20 protein-coding genes are annotated in these 18,208 nt (G+C 64.6%); all 20 read left to right on the top strand.

What is annotated here, in order from left to right:
* Positions 1–2 precede the first annotated feature (2 nt).
* The 20 genes from fliI to NP503_RS15460 all read left to right on the top strand — a co-directional run bounded on the left by fliI (position 3) and on the right by NP503_RS15460 (position 18,068).
* Complete coding sequence (fliI, locus tag NP503_RS15555; protein WP_127271435.1) at positions 3–1,406, top strand: flagellar protein export ATPase FliI; 1,404 nt, start codon at positions 3–5, stop codon at positions 1,404–1,406.
* Complete coding sequence (locus tag NP503_RS15550) at positions 1,393–2,232, top strand: hypothetical protein (protein WP_127268378.1); 840 nt, start codon at positions 1,393–1,395, stop codon at positions 2,230–2,232. The genes fliI and NP503_RS15550 overlap by 14 nt, the downstream gene beginning before the upstream one ends.
* Positions 2,233–2,311: 79 nt before the next feature.
* Positions 2,312–2,692: a flagellar basal body rod protein FlgB gene (gene flgB / locus NP503_RS15545; RefSeq protein ID WP_027038255.1), complete on the top strand. Its 381-nt coding sequence runs from the start codon at positions 2,312–2,314 to the stop codon at positions 2,690–2,692.
* 2 nt (positions 2,693–2,694) lie between these two features.
* Positions 2,695–3,111, top strand: a complete 417-nt coding sequence (gene flgC, locus NP503_RS15540; RefSeq protein WP_013529797.1) for a flagellar basal body rod protein FlgC — start codon at positions 2,695–2,697, stop codon at positions 3,109–3,111.
* A complete protein-coding gene (locus NP503_RS15535) occupies positions 3,111–3,437 on the top strand; it encodes a flagellar hook-basal body complex protein FliE (RefSeq protein ID WP_127268379.1) in 327 nt (108 codons plus the stop codon). The genes flgC and NP503_RS15535 overlap by 1 nt, the downstream gene beginning before the upstream one ends.
* A gap of 11 nt (positions 3,438–3,448) precedes the next feature.
* On the top strand, positions 3,449–4,237 hold the full coding sequence (gene flgG / locus NP503_RS15530; RefSeq protein WP_013529795.1) for a flagellar basal-body rod protein FlgG: 789 nt from the start codon (positions 3,449–3,451) through the stop codon (positions 4,235–4,237).
* Positions 4,238–4,240: 3 nt separating this feature from the next.
* Positions 4,241–4,768 (top strand): flagellar basal body P-ring formation chaperone FlgA, encoded by a 528-nt coding sequence (gene flgA / locus NP503_RS15525; RefSeq protein WP_127268380.1) that lies wholly within the window; start codon positions 4,241–4,243, stop codon positions 4,766–4,768.
* A complete protein-coding gene (locus NP503_RS15520) occupies positions 4,765–6,006 on the top strand; it encodes a flagellar basal body P-ring protein FlgI (protein WP_127268381.1) in 1,242 nt (413 codons plus the stop codon). The genes flgA and NP503_RS15520 overlap by 4 nt, the downstream gene beginning before the upstream one ends.
* A gap of 9 nt (positions 6,007–6,015) precedes the next feature.
* The gene (locus tag NP503_RS15515; RefSeq protein ID WP_127268382.1) at positions 6,016–6,597 is read left to right on the top strand and encodes a MotE family protein; all 582 of its coding nucleotides are present in this window, start codon (positions 6,016–6,018) and stop codon (positions 6,595–6,597) included.
* Complete coding sequence (gene flgH / locus NP503_RS15510) at positions 6,594–7,301, top strand: flagellar basal body L-ring protein FlgH (protein WP_127268383.1); 708 nt, start codon at positions 6,594–6,596, stop codon at positions 7,299–7,301. Before NP503_RS15515 ends, flgH begins: the two co-directional genes overlap by 4 nt.
* 17 nt (positions 7,302–7,318) lie before the next feature.
* Positions 7,319–7,813, top strand: coding sequence for a flagellar basal body-associated FliL family protein (locus NP503_RS15505; RefSeq protein WP_127268384.1), 495 nt, complete (start codon positions 7,319–7,321; stop codon positions 7,811–7,813).
* The gene (gene fliP, locus NP503_RS15500; RefSeq protein WP_127271437.1) at positions 7,810–8,541 is read left to right on the top strand and encodes a flagellar type III secretion system pore protein FliP; all 732 of its coding nucleotides are present in this window, start codon (positions 7,810–7,812) and stop codon (positions 8,539–8,541) included. The genes NP503_RS15505 and fliP overlap by 4 nt, the downstream gene beginning before the upstream one ends.
* A gap of 198 nt (positions 8,542–8,739) precedes the next feature.
* Positions 8,740–9,726, top strand: a complete 987-nt coding sequence (locus NP503_RS15495) for a flagellin (protein ID WP_127271439.1) — start codon at positions 8,740–8,742, stop codon at positions 9,724–9,726.
* A gap of 256 nt (positions 9,727–9,982) precedes the next feature.
* Entirely contained in the window at positions 9,983–11,047 is a 1,065-nt protein-coding gene (locus NP503_RS15490) for a flagellin (RefSeq protein WP_127270046.1), read from the top strand.
* A 132-nt stretch (positions 11,048–11,179) separates the two neighbouring features.
* Positions 11,180–12,826, top strand: coding sequence for a flagellar basal-body MS-ring/collar protein FliF (fliF, locus tag NP503_RS15485; RefSeq protein ID WP_023810010.1), 1,647 nt, complete (start codon positions 11,180–11,182; stop codon positions 12,824–12,826).
* Positions 12,827–12,829: 3 nt separating this feature from the next.
* Positions 12,830–13,456, top strand: coding sequence for a hypothetical protein (locus NP503_RS15480; RefSeq protein WP_127270048.1), 627 nt, complete (start codon positions 12,830–12,832; stop codon positions 13,454–13,456).
* Entirely contained in the window at positions 13,453–14,796 is a 1,344-nt protein-coding gene (locus NP503_RS15475) for a MotB family protein (RefSeq protein WP_127301887.1), read from the top strand. The genes NP503_RS15480 and NP503_RS15475 overlap by 4 nt, the downstream gene beginning before the upstream one ends.
* Complete coding sequence (locus NP503_RS15470; RefSeq protein WP_127273553.1) at positions 14,793–16,172, top strand: chemotaxis protein MotC; 1,380 nt, start codon at positions 14,793–14,795, stop codon at positions 16,170–16,172. Before NP503_RS15475 ends, NP503_RS15470 begins: the two co-directional genes overlap by 4 nt.
* Positions 16,169–17,551, top strand: coding sequence for a flagellar hook-length control protein FliK (locus NP503_RS15465; protein ID WP_127271691.1), 1,383 nt, complete (start codon positions 16,169–16,171; stop codon positions 17,549–17,551). Before NP503_RS15470 ends, NP503_RS15465 begins: the two co-directional genes overlap by 4 nt.
* Positions 17,481–18,068 carry a transglycosylase SLT domain-containing protein gene (locus tag NP503_RS15460; RefSeq protein WP_050592657.1) on the top strand — a complete coding sequence of 196 codons (588 nt, stop codon included), beginning with the start codon at positions 17,481–17,483 and terminating at the stop codon, positions 18,066–18,068. The genes NP503_RS15465 and NP503_RS15460 overlap by 71 nt, the downstream gene beginning before the upstream one ends.
* Positions 18,069–18,208: the final 140 nt, after the last annotated feature.

The following is an 18,208-nucleotide window of genomic DNA, read 5'->3' as shown; positions in this document are numbered from 1 at the left end:
CCATGTCGCTCGACCAACCATCCCTGCGCGCACCCGAAAGACAACTCCAGCCGGCGCCGGAAGACCGGCTTGCCGCGCTGGAACGGGTCTGGCGGCGTTTCGCCGACGCCGAGGCGCTGCTCAAGCGCGGCGGCCGCGTCATCGAAGTCACGCCCACGCACTACAAGGTGCACGGCCTTTCCGGCTTCGCCAGGCTGGGCGACATCGTCGAGCAGCGCGGCGATGCCGGTGCGCGGCGCGGCGAGATCGTCAAGATCGGCCGCGACGAGGCCGTCGTGGCACCCTTCGAACGCAGCGCCGATTCCGGCATCGGTGATGCCGTTTTCCGCCGAGGTCCGCTCGTGGTGGCGCCGCATGCCTCGTGGCGCGGCCGCACCATCGACGCACTCACCAGGACGATCGATGGCGGCCCGCCGCTCGCCCGGGGAGACGACACATCGCGCGGCGCCCAGACGACGCCGGGAGCCATGGCGCGGCAACGCGTCGGCACTGCCTTCATGACCGGCGTCAAGGTCATCGACATCTTCACGCCGCTCTGTTTCGGCCAGCGCCTTGGCATCTTTGCCGGCTCCGGCGTCGGCAAGTCGACGCTGCTCGCCATGCTCGCCGGCGCCGACGCATTCGATACCGTCGTGGTGGCGCTCATCGGCGAACGCGGCCGAGAAGTGCGTGAATTCCTCGAGGATACTATCGGCGAGAGCATGGCCAAGACCGTCGCCGTCGTCGCCACCAGCGACGAAAGCGCCATGATGCGCCGGCGTGCGCCGGACACCGCCATGCGCGTCGCCGAGCATTTCCGCGACCAGGGGCATCGCGTTTTGCTGGTGCTGGATTCGATCACCCGCTTCGCCCACGCCCTGCGTGAGGTGGCGACGGGGACCGGCGAGCCGCCGGTCGCGCGCGGTTATCCGGCCTCGGTGTTCACCGAACTGCCCAAGCTGCTCGAACGCGCCGGGCCGGGCGGGGAAGGCAAAGGATCCATCACCGCCATCATTTCCGTGCTGGTCGACGGCGACGATCACAACGATCCGGTCGCCGATTCCGTGCGCGGCATCCTCGACGGCCATGTCGTGCTCGACCGTGCGATCGCCGAACAGGGTCGCTATCCCCCCGTCAACCCGCTGTCGTCCATATCGCGGTTGGCCGGAAAGGCCTGGAGCGTAGAACAGCGCGCGCTGGTGACAAGGCTGAAGTCGATGATCTCGCGCTTCGAGGACACGCGCGATATCCGGTTGCTTGGGGCCTATCAGGGGGGCGCCGATGCCGAACTGGACATCGCCGTGCGCCAGGTGCCGCTGATCTATGAGGCGCTGACGCAAGCGCCGAAGGATCGCCCGTCGACCGACCCGTTCTCCGATCTCGCCCGCCACCTCAAGAGCAAGCTGAAGGCCGATGCCGGAGACTGAACGCGAATATACCGAGCGCATCCTGCGCGACATGATCGCCGAGGCCAACGCCGTGGAGCAAGCCGAGGCTGACGAAGCGAGAACCGCCAAGGCAAAGGCCGCCCGTGACATCGCAGCCAAAGCCGAGGCCGTTCTGGCCAGAGCCGTCAAGCCAATCCTGCCACGAGCTGGCAAAGCCGATCCTGATCTGGCCAGGCCCGTCGAACCCGCTCTGCCCCGGGCTCCCCAGGCGGTGGCTGCCGAGATGACGCAGGCCAGCCGCGACTCGCTGATCGACGGGCTGTTCCCGCGCACCGAATGGCCGCAGCCGCCAAAGGCACCGTTTCCCCGACTGAAGAAGAAGTCCGACCGACGCAGCGATTTCGTCATAGCCGCGCTCGGCATCACGCTCGGCCTGATCTGCGCCCTGTTTCCCTGGTACATCTTCTTCAACCAGGACCAGTTTGGCGTCCAGGCGATGAAGTTCGGCGGCACCGGCTCCAATTCCGGGCGAGCGGGCGGCGGCGTGGTCGCGCAACGCAGCGCGCCGCTGACGGCAAAGGATATTCCCGCGGCCAATCTCGATCTTCTTGCCACGGGGACGGTGCGGGACGACGCCAATCCCGCAGCCGCACCCGACGAGCAACCGTTTCCGGCCGACGCGGCGAAATTCCGCATGGTTCATGTCGCTAACGGCCGTGCCATGATCCAGGACGACGCTGGCCTCTGGATCGTCCAGCGCGGCTCGATACTGCCTGACTCCAGTCAGGTGTCCTCCATCGAGCAGCGCAACGGCAAATGGGTCATGGTCACCAGTGCCGACCGGGTGATCGAACTCTCCAGATAAACGATCTCCGGCTCCCGCCATCCGCAAGGCCCGCGCAAGACTGGCGGCCTAGTCTCTGGGTACCTGCTCGGAGATTCCCATGGAGCCCGTTTCCCTTTTCGACCTCGCCGCCAAGCAAGCGCAATGGCTGGCCGTGCGCCAGTCGGCAGTCGCCGGCAACATCGCCAATGCCAACACGCCAGGCTATACGGCAAACGATGTCGAGCCATTCGAAAAGGTGCTCGACCGCGCTGCCGTATCGCTGCAGGCGACCCAGGCCGGCCATCTCGGCAATGCGGCGACCAATGCCGGCTTCACCATCAAGCCGCAGGAGAATGACGGCGTCGTCATGCCGTCCAAGAACTCGGTCGTTCTGGAAGACCAGTTGCTGAAAGCCGGCGAGGTGCGCCGCTCCTTCGAACTCAACACGGCGATCGTCAAGGCGTTTCATACGATGATGATGATGGCGGTGAAGAGCTGACCATGGACGCACTGACCGCAGCCCTCAAAGTCGCAGCATCCGGCCTCGGCGCCCAGTCGGAGCGCCTGCGCGTGGTTTCCGAAAATCTCGCCAACGCCCAGTCGACCGGCACCGCGCCCGGCTCCGATCCTTATCGCCGCAAGACCATCAGCTTCGTCTCCGAGCTTGACAGGGCCTCCGGCAGCTCAACCGTTGCAGTGAATTCGATCGATCGAGACCCCAGCGACTTTCCAGTCGAGTTCCAGCCCGGCAACGAGGCAGCCGACGAGAAGGGCTACGTCAAGATGCCCAACGTCAACGTGCTGATCGAAATGGCCGACATGACCGAGGCCAACCGCTCCTACGAGGCCAACCTTCAGGTCGTCAAGCAGGCCCGCGACCTGATTTCCATGACCATCGACCTGATGAGGAACCAGTAATGATCAGCGGTATCGGAGCGCTTCAGTTCAAGCCGTCGATCGGCGGCGACGACACGGCCACAAGCCTGCTCCAGGGCGGTGCGACACCTTCGGCCGGCGGCACCATCGGCACCTCCTTCGCCGAGGCGCTGAGCCAGGCAGCCTCCAAGACCGTGAACACGCTGCAGAATGCCGAGCAGGTATCGTTGCAGGCGCTCAAGGGCGACGCCGACACCCGTCAGGTGGTCGACGCCGTGATGAGCGCGCAGCAGGCGCTTCAGACCGCCGTCGCCATCCGCGACAAGGTGGTTTCCGCCTATCTCGAAGTCAGTCGAATGGGCATCTGAGGAATTCCGCCATGAAAGCACTCGCCATCGCCGCCACCGGCATGAATGCCCAGCAGACAAATCTGGAAGTCATCGCCAACAACATCGCCAACATCAACACCACCGGCTACAAGCGCGCCCGTGCCGAATTCTCCGACCTGCTCTATCAGGTCGACCGTACACAAGGCGTGCCCAACCGCTCCAACGCCTCGCTGGTGCCGGAGGGCGTCTCGATCGGCCTCGGCGTCAAGACGACGGCCGTGCGCAACGTGCACACCCAGGGCGAACTGACCAGCACCGGCAACAGTTTCGACCTGGCGCTGACCGGCAGGGGCTGGTTTCAGATCGAGGGTGCCGACGGCGGCACGCTCTACAGCCGCGCCGGAGCTCTCAACACCAACGCCACCGGCCAACTCGTGACGGTCGACGGCGCTGCCGTCATTCCGGCAATCAATGTTCCCGTGGATGCCGTCGAGGTCATCGTCAACAAGACCGGCCAGGTCTTCGCCCGCATCGATGGCCAGACCGACCTGCAGAACCTCGGGCAGCTTCAGATCGCCAACTTCGCCAACGAGGCCGGCCTGGCGCCGCTCGGCGACAATCTGTTCCAGGAAACCACGGCTTCGGGGCCGGCGAATGTCGGCGTGCCGGGCGATCCCGGCTTTGCCACCATCCAGCAGGGCTATCTCGAAGCCTCCAACGTCGACCCGGTCAAGGAAATCACCGAACTGATCTCGGCGCAGCGCGCTTATGAGATGAACTCCAAGGTCATTCAGGCCGCCGACGACATGGCCTCCGTGGTCTCCAAGAACATCAGGTAACGCATGATGTCGACGCCCGGCCTCCTGTCCGCATTCCGCCGCACCGCGCTCGTCCTTGCGCTGGTGACCGGCACGATGCCGGCTTTTGCCCAGGAGTCGACCAACCAATCGGCCACCCGGATCGCCAGCAATCAAGCTGGCGGCGAGGTGGTGCTTATTCCGAGCCGGGTAATCTATCCCGGCGAGACCATCAACCTGGCTGCCCTGAAACAGGTCACCCTTATCGTCGGCAAGCGCAAGCCGGAGGCGGTCGCCACGCGAGCCGAAGAACTGGATGGCAAGGTCGCCAAGCGCACGCTGCTGCCCGGCCGCTACATTCCTTCCACCGCCATCCGCGAGGCCTGGCTGGTCGAACAGGGTGCTTCCGTGCAGATCTTCTTCATCGCCGGCGGGCTGACGATCTCGGCCACCGCCGTGACGCTGCAGCCGGGAGTTGCGGGCGACCTCGTCAAGGTTCGCAACATCGACAGCGGCAAAATCCTGTCCGGCACGGTGATGGCGGACGGAACCATCCAGGTCAGCGCTTCATGATGCGCGGGCTTACCCTGATGCTGGCAGCCGTGCTTGGCCTGCAGCCGGCGCTGGCCGATGGCCTGACGTCGAAGGCCAAGCGCGAGCTCGCCGCCAAGAATGGCGGCGTCTACAGCGATCCCGAATATGATCCGGCCACCACCAGCCGCATGTTCCGGGTGTCGACCGGGCCAAGTTCGCTGCCGCCGGGCCAGGTCGCCGCGCGCATCAAGGACATCGCCCAGCTGCAGAGTTCGCGCGACAATCAGCTCGTCGGCTACGGCCTGGTCATCGGCCTTGCCGGATCGGGCGACAGCCTGCGCAACTCGCCATTCACCGAACAGTCGATCCGCGCGATGCTCGAAAATCTCGGCATCGCCACCGAAGGCGGCAGTGCGCGCGCCAAGAATGTCGCCGCCGTCATCGTCACCGCCAACATGCCGCCCTACGTGCAATCGGGCGCCCGCATCGACATCGACGTCTCCTCGATGGGCGACGCGACCTCGCTTTCCGGCGGCACGCTGATCATGACGCCGCTGAAGGCGGCGGACGGCGAGATCTATGCCGTCGGCCAGGGCTCGGTCATCGTGTCCGGCTTTACCGCCCAGGGACAGGCCGAGCAGCTGACGCAAGGCGTGCCGACCTCCGGCCGCGTGCCGAACGGCGCCATCGTCGAGCGTGCTGTCCAGGCCGAGTTCGACGATCAGGCGATCCTGACGCTGCAACTGCGCAATCCCGATTTCTCGACCGCTATCCGCATCGCCGACGCCATCAACGACTACACCGGCCAGCGCTTCGGCATGCGGGTGGCGGCGGAGCGCGATTCGCGCACCGTTCAGATCAGAAGGCCGAAAGGTGTCTCGGCGGCCCGCTTCTATGCCGAGATCGAGAATTTGGTGGTCGAATCCGACACGCCGGCCCGTGTCGTGATCGACGAGCGCACCGGCACCATCGTCATCGGCAATGACGTCAAGATCTCACGTGTCGCCATCAGCCACGGCACGCTCACCGTGCGCATCACCGAAGCGCCGCGCGTCGTCCAGCCCGAGCCCTTCTCCAAGGGCGAGACCGCCATCGAACCGTTCACAGCCATCGACGCCAGCCGGCCCGACGCCCGCGTTGCCGTGCTGGACGGACCCGATCTCCAGACCCTCGTTTCCGGCCTCAACCGCCTCGGCGTCAAGCCGGATGGCATCATCGCCATCCTGCAGGGCATCAAGTCGACCGGGGCCCTGCAGGCCGACCTGGTTCTGCAATAGGCGATGCCGATGACGCGCTTCTTCTCACACCACGAAAGACACCGCACCGCTGCGATCCTGCTCGCGTCCGCCATTCTCGCGACGCTGCCCTTTGCCGGCGACACTGCGCGCGGCGAGGAGACGGTCCGCCAGGTCCTGCCGGGAGCACCGGTGGCAGCGACGCCGCAGCAATTGACGCGGGAAAAGGCGCCGGACCAAAGCGAGATCGAGCGCTTCTGCTCAAACATCGCCGACGCCGCCCGCGACCGCCGCTATGTCCTGCAGGCGGAGGAACTGAAGCAGCTCCAGGCCGGCATTGACGAGCGCATGAAAGCTCTCGATGCAAAGAAAGCTGAATACGAGACCTGGCTGAAGCGACGCGAGGTTTTCCTGGCCCGGGCAGAGGACGGCGTGGTCCAGATCTACGCCGGCATGAAGCCCGACGCCGCCGCCGAGCGGCTGGCCATCGTCAACGCCGATCTGGCTGCGGCCATATTGATGAAGCTCGATACACGCAAGGCGAGCGTCATCCTCAACGAAATGGACCAGAAGGCAGCGGCGACGCTCACCGGCATTATGGCCAGCGCAGCCCGAAGGGTAGATCCGTCATGATCCGGAAAATGCTTGTCCTGTGCGCGGTCACCATGCTGTCGGGTTGCGGAACCAACCTCAAGGAGGTCGGCAGGGAGCCGGCCCTGTCCCCGGTCGGCTCCGGCATCGATGGCGGCAGTACCGGCTCCCTCTATCGCTATCCGCAAACGCCGCCCGCGCCAGTCAAGAAATTCTCGTTGTGGGACGACCGCCAGAGCCGGCTGTTCACCGACCCGCGGGCGCTGTCCCAGGGCGACATCCTGACGGTCAAGATCAAGATCAACGATCGGGCCAACTTCAAGAACCAGAACGACAGGAGCCGCACCGCCAATCGCAAGCTCGGTTACGACCTCAGCGCGCAGTGGGACCAGTGGAGCACAGCCGGCAAGGGCGCTGGGGCTCTCAGCTCCACCACGGACACGACTGCCGACGGCGAGATCAAGCGCTCGGAGACACTTGAGCTCAATGTCGCGGCGATCGTCACCGATGTGCTGCCCAACGGCAATCTGATGATCACCGGATCGCAGGAAGTGCGCGTCAACGCCGAGCTCAGGGTGCTGACGCTCGCCGGCATCGTGCGGCCGGCCGATATCGGCGCCGAAAACACCATCCCCTACGAACGTATCGCCGAGGCCCGCATCTCCTACGGCGGACGCGGTCGCATCACCGAGGTCCAGCAGCCTGCCTACGGCCAGCAGATTCTCGACCAGGTTCTTCCGTTCTAGGATCGGAGCAGGGCGCCGTGGCAAATATCGAACAGGTTCAGCCACGCAAGGGTCCCTCCCCTGCCATCCAGGCCGGCCTGCTGCTGCTTGTGACGGCGGCCGCCATTGGCATGGGCTGGATGTCCGGCGGTTATCTCAAAGGCGTCGGCGCACCGGCGTCGGTACCGGTCGCGCCTGAGAACGAAGGCAAGATCATGCAGCCCACCGCGGCCGAGCAGCCAGGCCTGGGCCCGATGCTTGTCGTGCTGGCGCCGATCACCACCAACATCGCCTCGCCTGCCGGCACATGGATCAGGATGGAGGTGTCCGTCGTCTATGACGGGCCGCAGCCACAGGCAATGTCGGATGACATCCACCAGGATCTTCTGGCCCTGGTGCGCACCTTGAAGATGCATCAGATCGAGGGCGCCAGCGGCTACCAGCACCTGAAGGCCGATCTTGAGGAACGCGCCTCGATCCGCAGCCAGGGTCACGCCAAGCAGATTCTTATCAGGACATTGCTGCTCGAATGAGAAAGTTCCTTCTCGCCACGGCGATGATCGCGGCCGCAACGTCCGTCGCGACGGCGCAGCAACTCGATCTCGGCGGTATCGGCAAGGCCGACGGCACCACCGTAGGCTACATCATCCAGATGTTCGGCCTGCTGACCGTTCTGTCGGTGGCGCCAGGCCTGCTGATCATGGTGACCAGCTTCACCCGTTTCGTCATCGCCTTCTCGATCCTGCGCGCCGGCATCGGCTTGCAGTCGACACCGGCAAACCTCATCCTGATTTCGCTGTCGCTGTTCATGACTTTCTATGTCATGGCGCCGACCTTCGATCAGGCCTGGAACACCGGCGTCAAGCCGCTGATGGACAACCAGATTACCCAGACCGAAGCCTTCGACAAGATTTCGGACCCGTTCCGCACCTTCATGCTGCACAATGTGCGTGACAAGGATTTCGACCTCTTCGCCGACCTTGCCCGCGAGCGCGGACAGACCGTTTCGCGTGACACCGTCGACCTGCGCATCCTGGTGCCGGCCTTCATGATCTCGGAGATCCGGCGCGGTTTCGAGATCGGCTTCCTGATCGTGCTGCCATTCCTCGTCATCGACCTGATCGTCGCCACCATCACCATGGCGATGGGCATGATGATGCTGCCGCCGACAGTGGTGTCGCTGCCGTTCAAGATCCTGTTCTTCGTCCTGATCGACGGCTGGAACCTGCTTGTCGGCAGCTTGGTGCGCTCCTTCAACTGACCCTGCGGCGCCGGCTCGAAATCCCAGCAATATATTTTCGATTAACCGTCCGGTTTAGCCCTTTGGTAGGGACTTGCCCGCATATTCGCTCGCAGATGGCGGGTGATCGATTTTGAGAGATCATGGGCATGATGCCGCACCGTCATACCGGTAGAGCCGGTATGTAAAAAATACCTGTAAAATCAAGGTCCGAGTACCATGTCCAGCATCATGACGAACAGCGCCGCATTGACGGCCCTGCAGAGCCTCAACGCCACCAGCAAATCCCTCACCGACACCCAGGCCCGCATCTCGACCGGCTACAAGGTCTCGCAGGCTTCGGACAACGCCGCTTACTGGTCGATCGCCACCACGATGCGCTCCGACAACCAGGCAATGTCCACCGTTTCGGACGCTCTCGGCCTCGGCGCCTCTAAGGTCGACACAGCCTATACCGGCATGAGTAGCGCGATCGATACGATCAACCAGATCAAGACCAAGCTGGTCGCGTCCTACGGCCAGACGGACGCCTCCAAAGAAAAGACCCAGGTCGAAATCGCCGCCCTTCAGAACCAGTTGAAGGCCTACGCCGATGGCGCCACCTTCTCCGGCACCAACATGCTTTCGGTGTCCACTGCGACAGGCACCGCGGCCGACGTGAAGATTGTTTCGGCCTTCAACCGCGACGCGACCGGCGCGGCTTCGATCTCGACGATCGATGTCAATGTGGAAAGCATCAAGCTGTACGATGCCGGCGCGGCACCAACCGCCAAGGGTATTCTCGACACGGCCCGCCTCGGCACCACGGGCGCTGCTGTTGCCACGGCCTCGGCACCGACGTTGGGCGCTGCCGCAGCGGTTACCGACACCTATTCGGTTGCCTCGCTGACTATCTTCTCGGGTGGCACGGCCGCCAGCGATAGCCAGATCGCGCAGCAGATGAACGTCGTCGATGCCGCGCTCAAGGCCATGACCAACGCCGCCACCACGCTCGGCGCCGCCAAGAGCAGTATCGACCTGCAGAAGACCTTCACCTCGAACCTGATGGACTCCATCGATCGCGGTGTCGGCCAGCTCGTCGATGCCGACATGAACAAGGAATCGACCCGCCTCCAGGCCCTGCAGGTCCAGCAGCAGCTCGGCATCCAGGCGCTGTCGATCGCCAACGGTTCGTCGCAGTCGATCCTGTCGCTCTTCCGCGGCTAATCGCATCCGCCAACTTGCACTAAAATCGGGCCGCGCCAAAAGCGCGGCCCGATTTCGTTTGCTCGGACCGCGCGCAACGCTCTGTCGTTAACTCTCGAAAGGCCGCGTTTAACAGGCTGTTAACCATGTCCCGCTAATTATGGTTAACCAATAGCTTACAACGGTTGGCGAATCGGCCCTACTGGCACGATACCACGGTTGAAGCAGGCTATCCGGCATGTCTGAGCATGCCGGCCTTTGAGAAGGAGCGACTTTCTTGGCGAGTATCATGACCAACGCCGCGGCGTTAACCGCGCTTCAAAGCCTCAGCGCCACCAACAAGTCACTCGAGCAGACACAGGCCCGCATATCGACGGGCTACCGTGTCTCGCAAGCTTCGGACAACGCGGCCTACTGGTCGATCGCCACCACGATGCGCTCCGACAACCAGGCCCTGTCGACGGTGCAGGATGCACTCGGCCTCGGCGCCTCGAAAGTCGACACCGCCTACACCGGCATGAACAATGTGCTGACAACGATCGGCCAGATCAAGACCAAGCTGCTTTCGACCGTCGGCCAGACGGACGCAGCCAAGGCAAAGACGCAGACCGAGATCAAAGCGCTTCAGGCGCAGATGAAGTCGTTCGCCGATGCGGCCACCTTTTCAGGCTCGAACTTCCTAGCGGTGACCTCAAAGCAGGTTGCGGCCGCCAATGACGGCGTCCAGCCCGACTCCCAGATCGTGTCCTCATTCAATCGTTCCTCATCCGGCGCCATCTCGATCGGGACGATCGATATCGATGTCGAGAGCACCAAGCTTTTCGACTACGGCCTCGCCGCCGAGGTCAAGAATTACGGAACCCTCGATCGCCAGACGTCCATCTATTCCACGGGCGCCGCCCAGACCCTGTACGACAACGCCTATGCGGGCGTGATCGCGGGCGGAGGAACGGACATCGCCGCGAACACCGCCGGCCAGACGGCGGCGGGAGCGGTCGCCAAGGTCGACAATATCTCCGCCTACAACCTCGATATCACGGCACCAGGCATTACCGACGACATCATCACGCAGATGGTGAACAGGATCGATAACGTCATGGCCCAGCTGACCGACTCCGCCACCATCCTCGGTTCCGCCAAGAGCAGCATTGACCTGCAGAAGACCTTCACCCAGAGTTTGATGGACTCCATCGACCGCGGCGTCGGCCAGCTTGTCGATGCCGACATGAACAAGGAATCGACCCGGCTCCAGGCACTGCAGGTTCAGCAGCAGCTCGGCGTTCAAGCGCTGTCGATCGCCAACAGCGCCTCGCAGTCGATCCTGTCTCTGTTCAAGAGCTGATCACGGGCGCCACCGGCGCCGTCCTTTCCATCAGATAATCGGGCCGCGCCGCCAGCGCGGCCCGATTTCATTTTCGCACAAGCTTCGAAGACTAGAGTTCCGGCGGACAATCATGCTGGGAGTCGTTGAACCGTGCCGGAACAGATCCAGAGCATCATCTCGAATCTCCGCGGGTTTGGCGTGAAGCGCCTCGCCATGCTGGCGGGCATCGCCGTTCTGGTGATGGGCGTCATCGGCATCGCCTCGGTCTATCTCAACCGCCCCGCCTATGACACGCTCTATGTGGGACTAGACCGCGCCGACGTGAACCAGATCGGCCTGGTGCTGGGCGAAGCCGGCATCGGCTTCGATGTCGGCGCCGATGGAACCTCGGTTCTGGTGCCGGCCGGCACCACCGCTCAGGCCCGCATGCTGCTTGCCGAAAAGGGCCTGCCGACCAGCGCCAATGCCGGCTACGAATTGTTCGACAATGTCGGCTCGCTCGGCCTCACCTCCTTCATGCAGCAGATCACCCGCGTGCGGGCGCTGGAAGGCGAGATCGCCCGCACCATCCAGTCCATATCGGGCATCAAGGCTGCGCGGGTCCACATCGTCATGTCCGAACGGGCCAATTTCCGCCGCGACGAGCAGCAGCCCTCGGCCTCCGTGGTCATCCGCTACGCCGGCATCGACGCCGAGAAGAGCGCCATGTCGATCCGCCATCTCGTCGCCGCCGCCGTTCCCGGCCTGTCGGCAGACAAGGTGACTGTTCTCGATTCCAGCGGCAATCTGCTGGCCGCGGGCGACGATCCTTCCAACACCAGCGCCGCCCGCACGCTCGGCGTCGAGCAGACCGTCGAGGCGCAGATCGGAGACAACATCCGCCGTGCGCTGACGGCCTATCTCGGCCCCGACAATTTCCGCGCAAGCGTCAAGGCCGAGGTCAACACCGACACCCGCCAGACGGAAGAGACCATCTTCGATCCGAATTCCCGCGTCGAACGCTCGGTGCAGTCGGTGCGGGCCAACGAGAACAACAACCAGAAGCAGGCTTCCACTCCGGCCAGCGTCGAGCAGAACCTGCCCGAGACCCAGGCAACCGCCACCGATGGTCCGCAATCCTCCTCGCAGAACGACCGCAGGGAAGAGATCACCAACTACGAGATCAATTCCAAGAAGATCGCCACGGTCTCAAACGGCTACACCGTCACCAAGATGTCGATTGCCGTGGTCGTCAATCAGCAACGGCTGACGGCCATCCTCGGCAAGGACGCCACGCCGGAGCAGATCGCCAAGCGCGTCGCCGAGATCCAGAAGATGGTCACGTCCGCTACCGGCCTTGACGAAAAGCGCGGCGACATCATCGACGTCTCGGCGGTCGAGTTCATCGACGGCCTGGATGGCGAGGCGATCCCGCAGGCGGGAATGCTCGATTCGATCGGCCAGCATGCCGGCACGATGATCAATGCCGGTGCCTTCATCGTCGTGGTGTTCCTGGTCGCCTTCTTCGGCCTGAGGCCGATGGCCGCGGCGCTGACGGCAAAGGCTACTCCGGCCCTGGCAGGTCCCAGCTTCGACGACGTCCAGCGCTCGCTGCCGACGCCGGAGGCAATGGCGGCTACCGACAGTGCCGCGATTGGGACCTTGCCAGGCACACGCCCAGGCCCCACGCCGCTCGACGATCTTCGCCAGAAGATCCGGCCGGCGCCGCAGGACAGGCTTGCCAGGATGGTCGACCTCAACGAGGAGCGCACCGCGCAGATCCTGCGCAAATGGGCCGCCCAGGAAGTGGCGGTGTAAACCATGCCCTCCGTAGCCCTCTTCGACCTTCTGCCTGATTTCGGGACGCGCGCGCAACGTGCCGGCCAGTCGCGGGCAGCAATCGATCCCGAACACAAGCCCGAGACGCCGGCGCCGCAGGCCGATATCGGCACGCTGATCGCCGAGGCGGTTGCCCAGGCGGAGGCAGCGCTGGAGGTCCGCCTGTCGGCTGCGCATGACGCCGCGCTCGAAGCCGAACGCCAGGCCAATGCCGAGGAAGCAAGGATATTTCTCGAAAGCCTCGGCGACGATGTCGGCAAGGCGGTCTCGTTGCGCATCGATGCCATGGAGGCGCGCGTCACCGGACTTGTCGCCGCCACGGTCGCCCGCATCATCGGCGGCATCGTCAGCGACGATCTGCAGAAACGTTCGATCGAGGCATTGGCCGGCGCCATCCGCGAAGCGGTCGGCGATGCCGAAGCGGTGCGCATCGTCGTGCGCGGCCCGCTCTCGATGTTCGAAACACTGAAGGCGTCGCTCGGACCCCGCGCCGCCAATCTCGATTTTGTCGAGGCGCCAGGCTTCGACCTGACCGTCGCCATCGACGAGGCGGTGTTCGAGACGCGCATGGCCGAATGGTCGACGGTCCTCTCGGAGGTCCTGGCATGAGCGTCGCAGACGCCGACCACGGCCGCCACGAGATCATCATCGTGCGGCGCAGCCATGACGACCATGACGAGGCCCACCATGGCGGCGTCTGGAAGATCGCCTTCGCCGACTTCATGACGGCCATGATGTGCTTCTTCCTGGTCATGTGGCTGATCAACGCCGCCAACGAGCAGACCAAGGCAGCCGTCGCCAGCTACTTCAACCCGGTCAAGCTGGTCGACCGCAATTCGAGCCGCAAGGGCCTGGAGGATCTCGGCGACGGACCGCGCGCCATGGGGCTGACGGCAGACGATCCGCAAGAGGCGACCAGCAAAGCCGGACAGAACGGCAATGCCGGCGCGGGCGCGTCGGACCGCAAGCAGGACAAGCAGGAGCCGCAGCAGGCGGAACGCTCCGACGATCATCTCTTCGCCGACCCCTACGCGGTGCTTTCGGAAATCGCCGCGGATACCGGCGTCATGCAGAATGTCAGCCAGAAAGGCGACGGCGGCGTGCAGGCTGCCGGCCCGGCTACCGGCGCCTCCGGTGGCGCCTCCTACCGCGATCCCTTCGAGCCGGATTTCTGGTCGCAGCAGGTAGCGGCGCCCGGCGCCGAAGCCAGCGCCGAGCGCACGAAGATCGAGGGCGATCCGGCCAAGCCCGGCGACAAGACCGCCGAAACGAAAGTGCTCAAAGTCAAAGCCGTGCCGCCTGTCGCGGCCGCACCGCTTGAGCCGCTGGCCAAGGACGCGACCGGCAAGCAGGCCGCGAACCCTGCCACGGCAATGGCCGGCGAGACCAAACCGGACGGCACCACGGTCGCCGACGCAGCCAAGGCAGAGCCTGAGGCGCAAAAGGCCGCCAAGCCCGACATCGGCGAAAAGGCGCCAACCGCGGCTGCCGTCAAGGCAGCTGCCGACGTCAAGCGGCAGCTGGCCGATGCCTTCAAGCCCGGCGACAAGCTGCACGACGGCGTCTCGGTCGAAGCCACCGACAAGGGGATCGTCATCTCGATCACCGATCAGCTCGACTTCGGCATGTTCGAGGTCGGCTCGGCATTGCCGAGACGCGAACTGGTGCTGGCGATGGAGAAGATCGGCCGCATCGTCAACAGCCAGAAGGGCACCATCAGCATCAACGGCCACACCGATGCCCGGCCGTTCCGCGGCGACAGCTACGACAATTGGCGGCTGTCGACGGCGCGCGCGCATTCCGCCTACTACATGCTCGTGCGCGGCGGCGTCGACGAACGCCGCATCACCGAGGTCGCCGGCTTCGCCGACCGCCAGCCGAAAATAGCAGCCGATCCATTGGCGGCCGCGAACCGTCGCATCGAGATCCTGATGGCGACCGGCGGATGAAGCGAGCGGCCGTCACCCGCCGGTTGATTGGTTTGTTGCTGCTGGCCGGCGGACACCCGTCGGCCGGTTTCGCCCAGGACGCGCTGCAGCCGTATCAGCTGGTGCGCTCGCTGCAACTCATCCAGGACCGCATAGCCGCCGGCGATCATGCCGCCTTGCCGATGCAAGCCAAGCTGCTGGAGATGGCGGATGCGCGCCTGCGGGCGGCGAATGCCGAGGACTACAAGGATCCCAAGAACTTTCGAGCCCTGCTTGTCTACGGCATGAGCGGCGGCAACCCGGTGACCGTCGAAGCGGCCACGTCGCGCGCTACGACGGATCCGCAAAGCCTTGCCATCGCCAAAGGCGTGATTGATTACCTCAACGGCCGGCCCGGCGAGGCTATCGAAGCCTTGAGGCCGATCGATCCCATGGCGCTGCCTCCGGATCTCGGCGCCTTCCTCGCTTTGGTCAAAGGCTCACTGCTTGCCGGTGATCAGCCGGCGACCGCACTCCGTCTGCTCGACGAGGCAAGATTGCTCAGCCCCGGCACGCTGGTCGAGGAAGCGGCACTTCGCCGTTCGGTCGGCCTTGCAGTCGCGCAAGGCGACGCGGCACGCTTCGCCCTTGCTTCCACCCAATATGTCGAGCGCTACCTCTATTCGCCCTATGCCAGCCAGTTCGCCGACTCCTTCGTCTCCGGCGTCATCGCGCTGCACATGTCGATCAGCCAGGACAAGCTGGGCGACATCACCTCGATGATGGATCCCGAGCGCGAGAAGGTGATCTATCTGCGCATCGCCCGCCGGGCCGCGATAGACGGCCTGAACGACTTGTCGGCCTTCGCTTCGGCGCGGGCGGAACAGGGCCGCGACGGCAACACCAATCAGGACGATCCACGCGCCCTGCTCTATGCCAGCCTTTCCACCGTCACCTCGGGGACAATCGAGGACGTTCGTGCCAAGCTCGGCAAGATCGACCGCAGCCGGCTGTCGGAGGGCGACCGCGCTTTGCTCGACGCCGCGCAGGCCATTGCCGGCGAGGTCGTCGCGCCGCCCACCGCCCTTCCGGCGGAAAAGCCTGCCCCAGTTCCTGCCGCCGCCGCGCAGCCGGTGCCCGAGATCGCCACGGCGCAAGGCGCCGATGACAGTGGCCTGCCACCGGTCGAAGGCGCCATCTCGGAGCAACCCGCCGTCACCGCGGCCTCCAGCGGACCAGCCGCCAATGCGCCGGACACGGCAGCAGCGGCATCCCCCGACCCTGCGACTGTCATGCCGGCGTCGGCACCGTCACCCGCAGCCGGCCCAGAGCCCGCCGATCCGACCGACGCCGCCATGACCAGAACACGTCGACAGCTCGACCTGATCGACCAGATGCTTGGAGCCGCCCCCAAATGACCACCAGCCTCGGCTCGGCCTTGCCAGGATTTGCCTCCACGCGCGCGACGTCGGAGCAGCCGGCCGCGAACGGCAGGAACGATGACGCCGGCTTCGGCAAGATGCTGCGCGACGATGCCGGTGCTGCCCGCCCGGAACGGCAGCCGTCGACAGAGGCGGGATCGCGCGACCAGTGCTGGAGCAAGCTCGCGGCCGGCCTTGCCGGGCATGACGCCAAGGCCGAACCAGCATCGGCCGAGCCCGCAAGGACCATCTCGGCCAAAGTGGCAAACGTGAAAACCGGCAAGGACGATTTGGAAGCAAACGCGAAGGCCGACGCTGAAGAGACGGCGCCGGACGCCGAGCCGCTTCAGGACGACCTGCCGCTGCTGATCGCGTTTCATGACCTGTGGCATTTCTCGACAACGGCCAAGGCAGCCGGGGGCAATACGACCACCGGCGAGAATCCGTCGGACCCGGCGCTCGATGGGCAGGCTTCACTGCCAAAGACCTACCGGCCAAAAGCCGCGGGCGGACGCGAAGCACTCGAAACCATGTCGAAGCCGGAGCAGGCGTCGATCGTCGACGGACCTTTGACGGCGCTTGACGGTCAGTCACCGAGCGCTGCCTCCAGCGCGACAAAACGCGACGCCGCGGCGGCGGCCCAGAAGCTGCCGGACGCGCCGGCTGCCGATGTGCCCGGCGTGCGGTCGAAGCACGCCGCGAATGCGATGAAGAGCATCGAGGATGTCCAGTCCTCGATGCGTCCCGAAGCGGGAAAACAGTCCCTGCCCACTGCGCGCATCGACGTGGTGTCGGAACGGAGCTTCCCCGCACCGCCGCAGAGTCCCATCAGCCAGGCAGCCCTCAATGTGATCAACGCCATAGCCACCGACGCCGGGCCGCAAAAGGCGCTTTCAGCCTCACCCACGCCCACCCATCTGGCCAGCTCTGTTGCCGTTCCGACACATGTGTTGAAGATCGAACTCCACCCCGCCGAACTCGGCATGGTGACGGCCAATCTTCGCCTCTCCGGGGAACAACTCTCGATTGAGCTGAAGCCGGAAACGCACGACGCTTATCGTCGGCTGTCGGCCGACAGCGAGGCCATCGTCAAGTCGCTGCGGGGGCTCGGCTTCGAGGTTGACAAGGTCACGATACTGCAACCTTCGGTAGCAGTTCCCGCTACAACCCGGGCGGATGCAACCGCTCCTATGGCGGCGGCGACAGGCCGCGATCCAGCATCCTTTCAACCGGGGAATTCGGGCAGCGGCAATGGTGGAGCCGGCGGCCAGCAACCGGGCCAGCAATCCTCAGGGAAACGCAACGATGACGCGCAGGACTACGGCCGCGGCACTTCGCCTGCTCGCGAGCGCGCTGGCAGCGATATCTTTATCTAGCGCGGCAAACGCCGCCGCAGCCGCGGCCAACCCCTGCGAGCCGGAGATCCTGCGCGCCGCGGATCGTTATGGCGTACCCGCCGGCATCCTCTATGCCGTTGGCCTGACGGAGACCGGAAACAAGGGCAGCCTTCAACCCAATGCCTTGAATATAGAAGGAAAAGCAGTCTTTCCGAGGAGCCGGACCGAGGCCCTTGCCGCCTTCGCCAATGCCCGGCGCGAGGGCAAGACCCTGATCGATCTGGGCTGCATGCAGATCAATCACCACTACCACGCATCGCATTTTCGCAGCGTCGAGGACATGCTCGACCCACGCCAGAACGTCGACTATGCGGCGCGCTTCCTGGCCAGCCTTCATGCCCGTCACGAGACCTGGTCTATGGCCGTGGCCCGCTATCATGCCGGTCCCGACAACGACCCGGCGCAGAAGATCTATGTCTGCCGCGTCATTGCCAACATGGTCGCCACCGGCTTTGGAAAATGGACCGCGAACGCCCGCGGATTCTGCAACCCGTAAGCGCATTTCCCGTTACTAATAGACAAACCGTACAACCCGAATTGTTGGTTTGACTTGGTCAGAACTTGCCGCCGAAAGCACATCTGGCCGCCCGCTAATGCAACCGAAACGATTCCAGACTCCCAAGAAACTAGCTACAA

The organism is Mesorhizobium sp. SEMIA396 (genome assembly GCF_024518615.1).
Taxonomy (GTDB): Bacteria; Pseudomonadota; Alphaproteobacteria; order Rhizobiales; family Rhizobiaceae; genus Mesorhizobium.
This window is presented reverse-complemented; position numbering and strand designations above follow the sequence as displayed.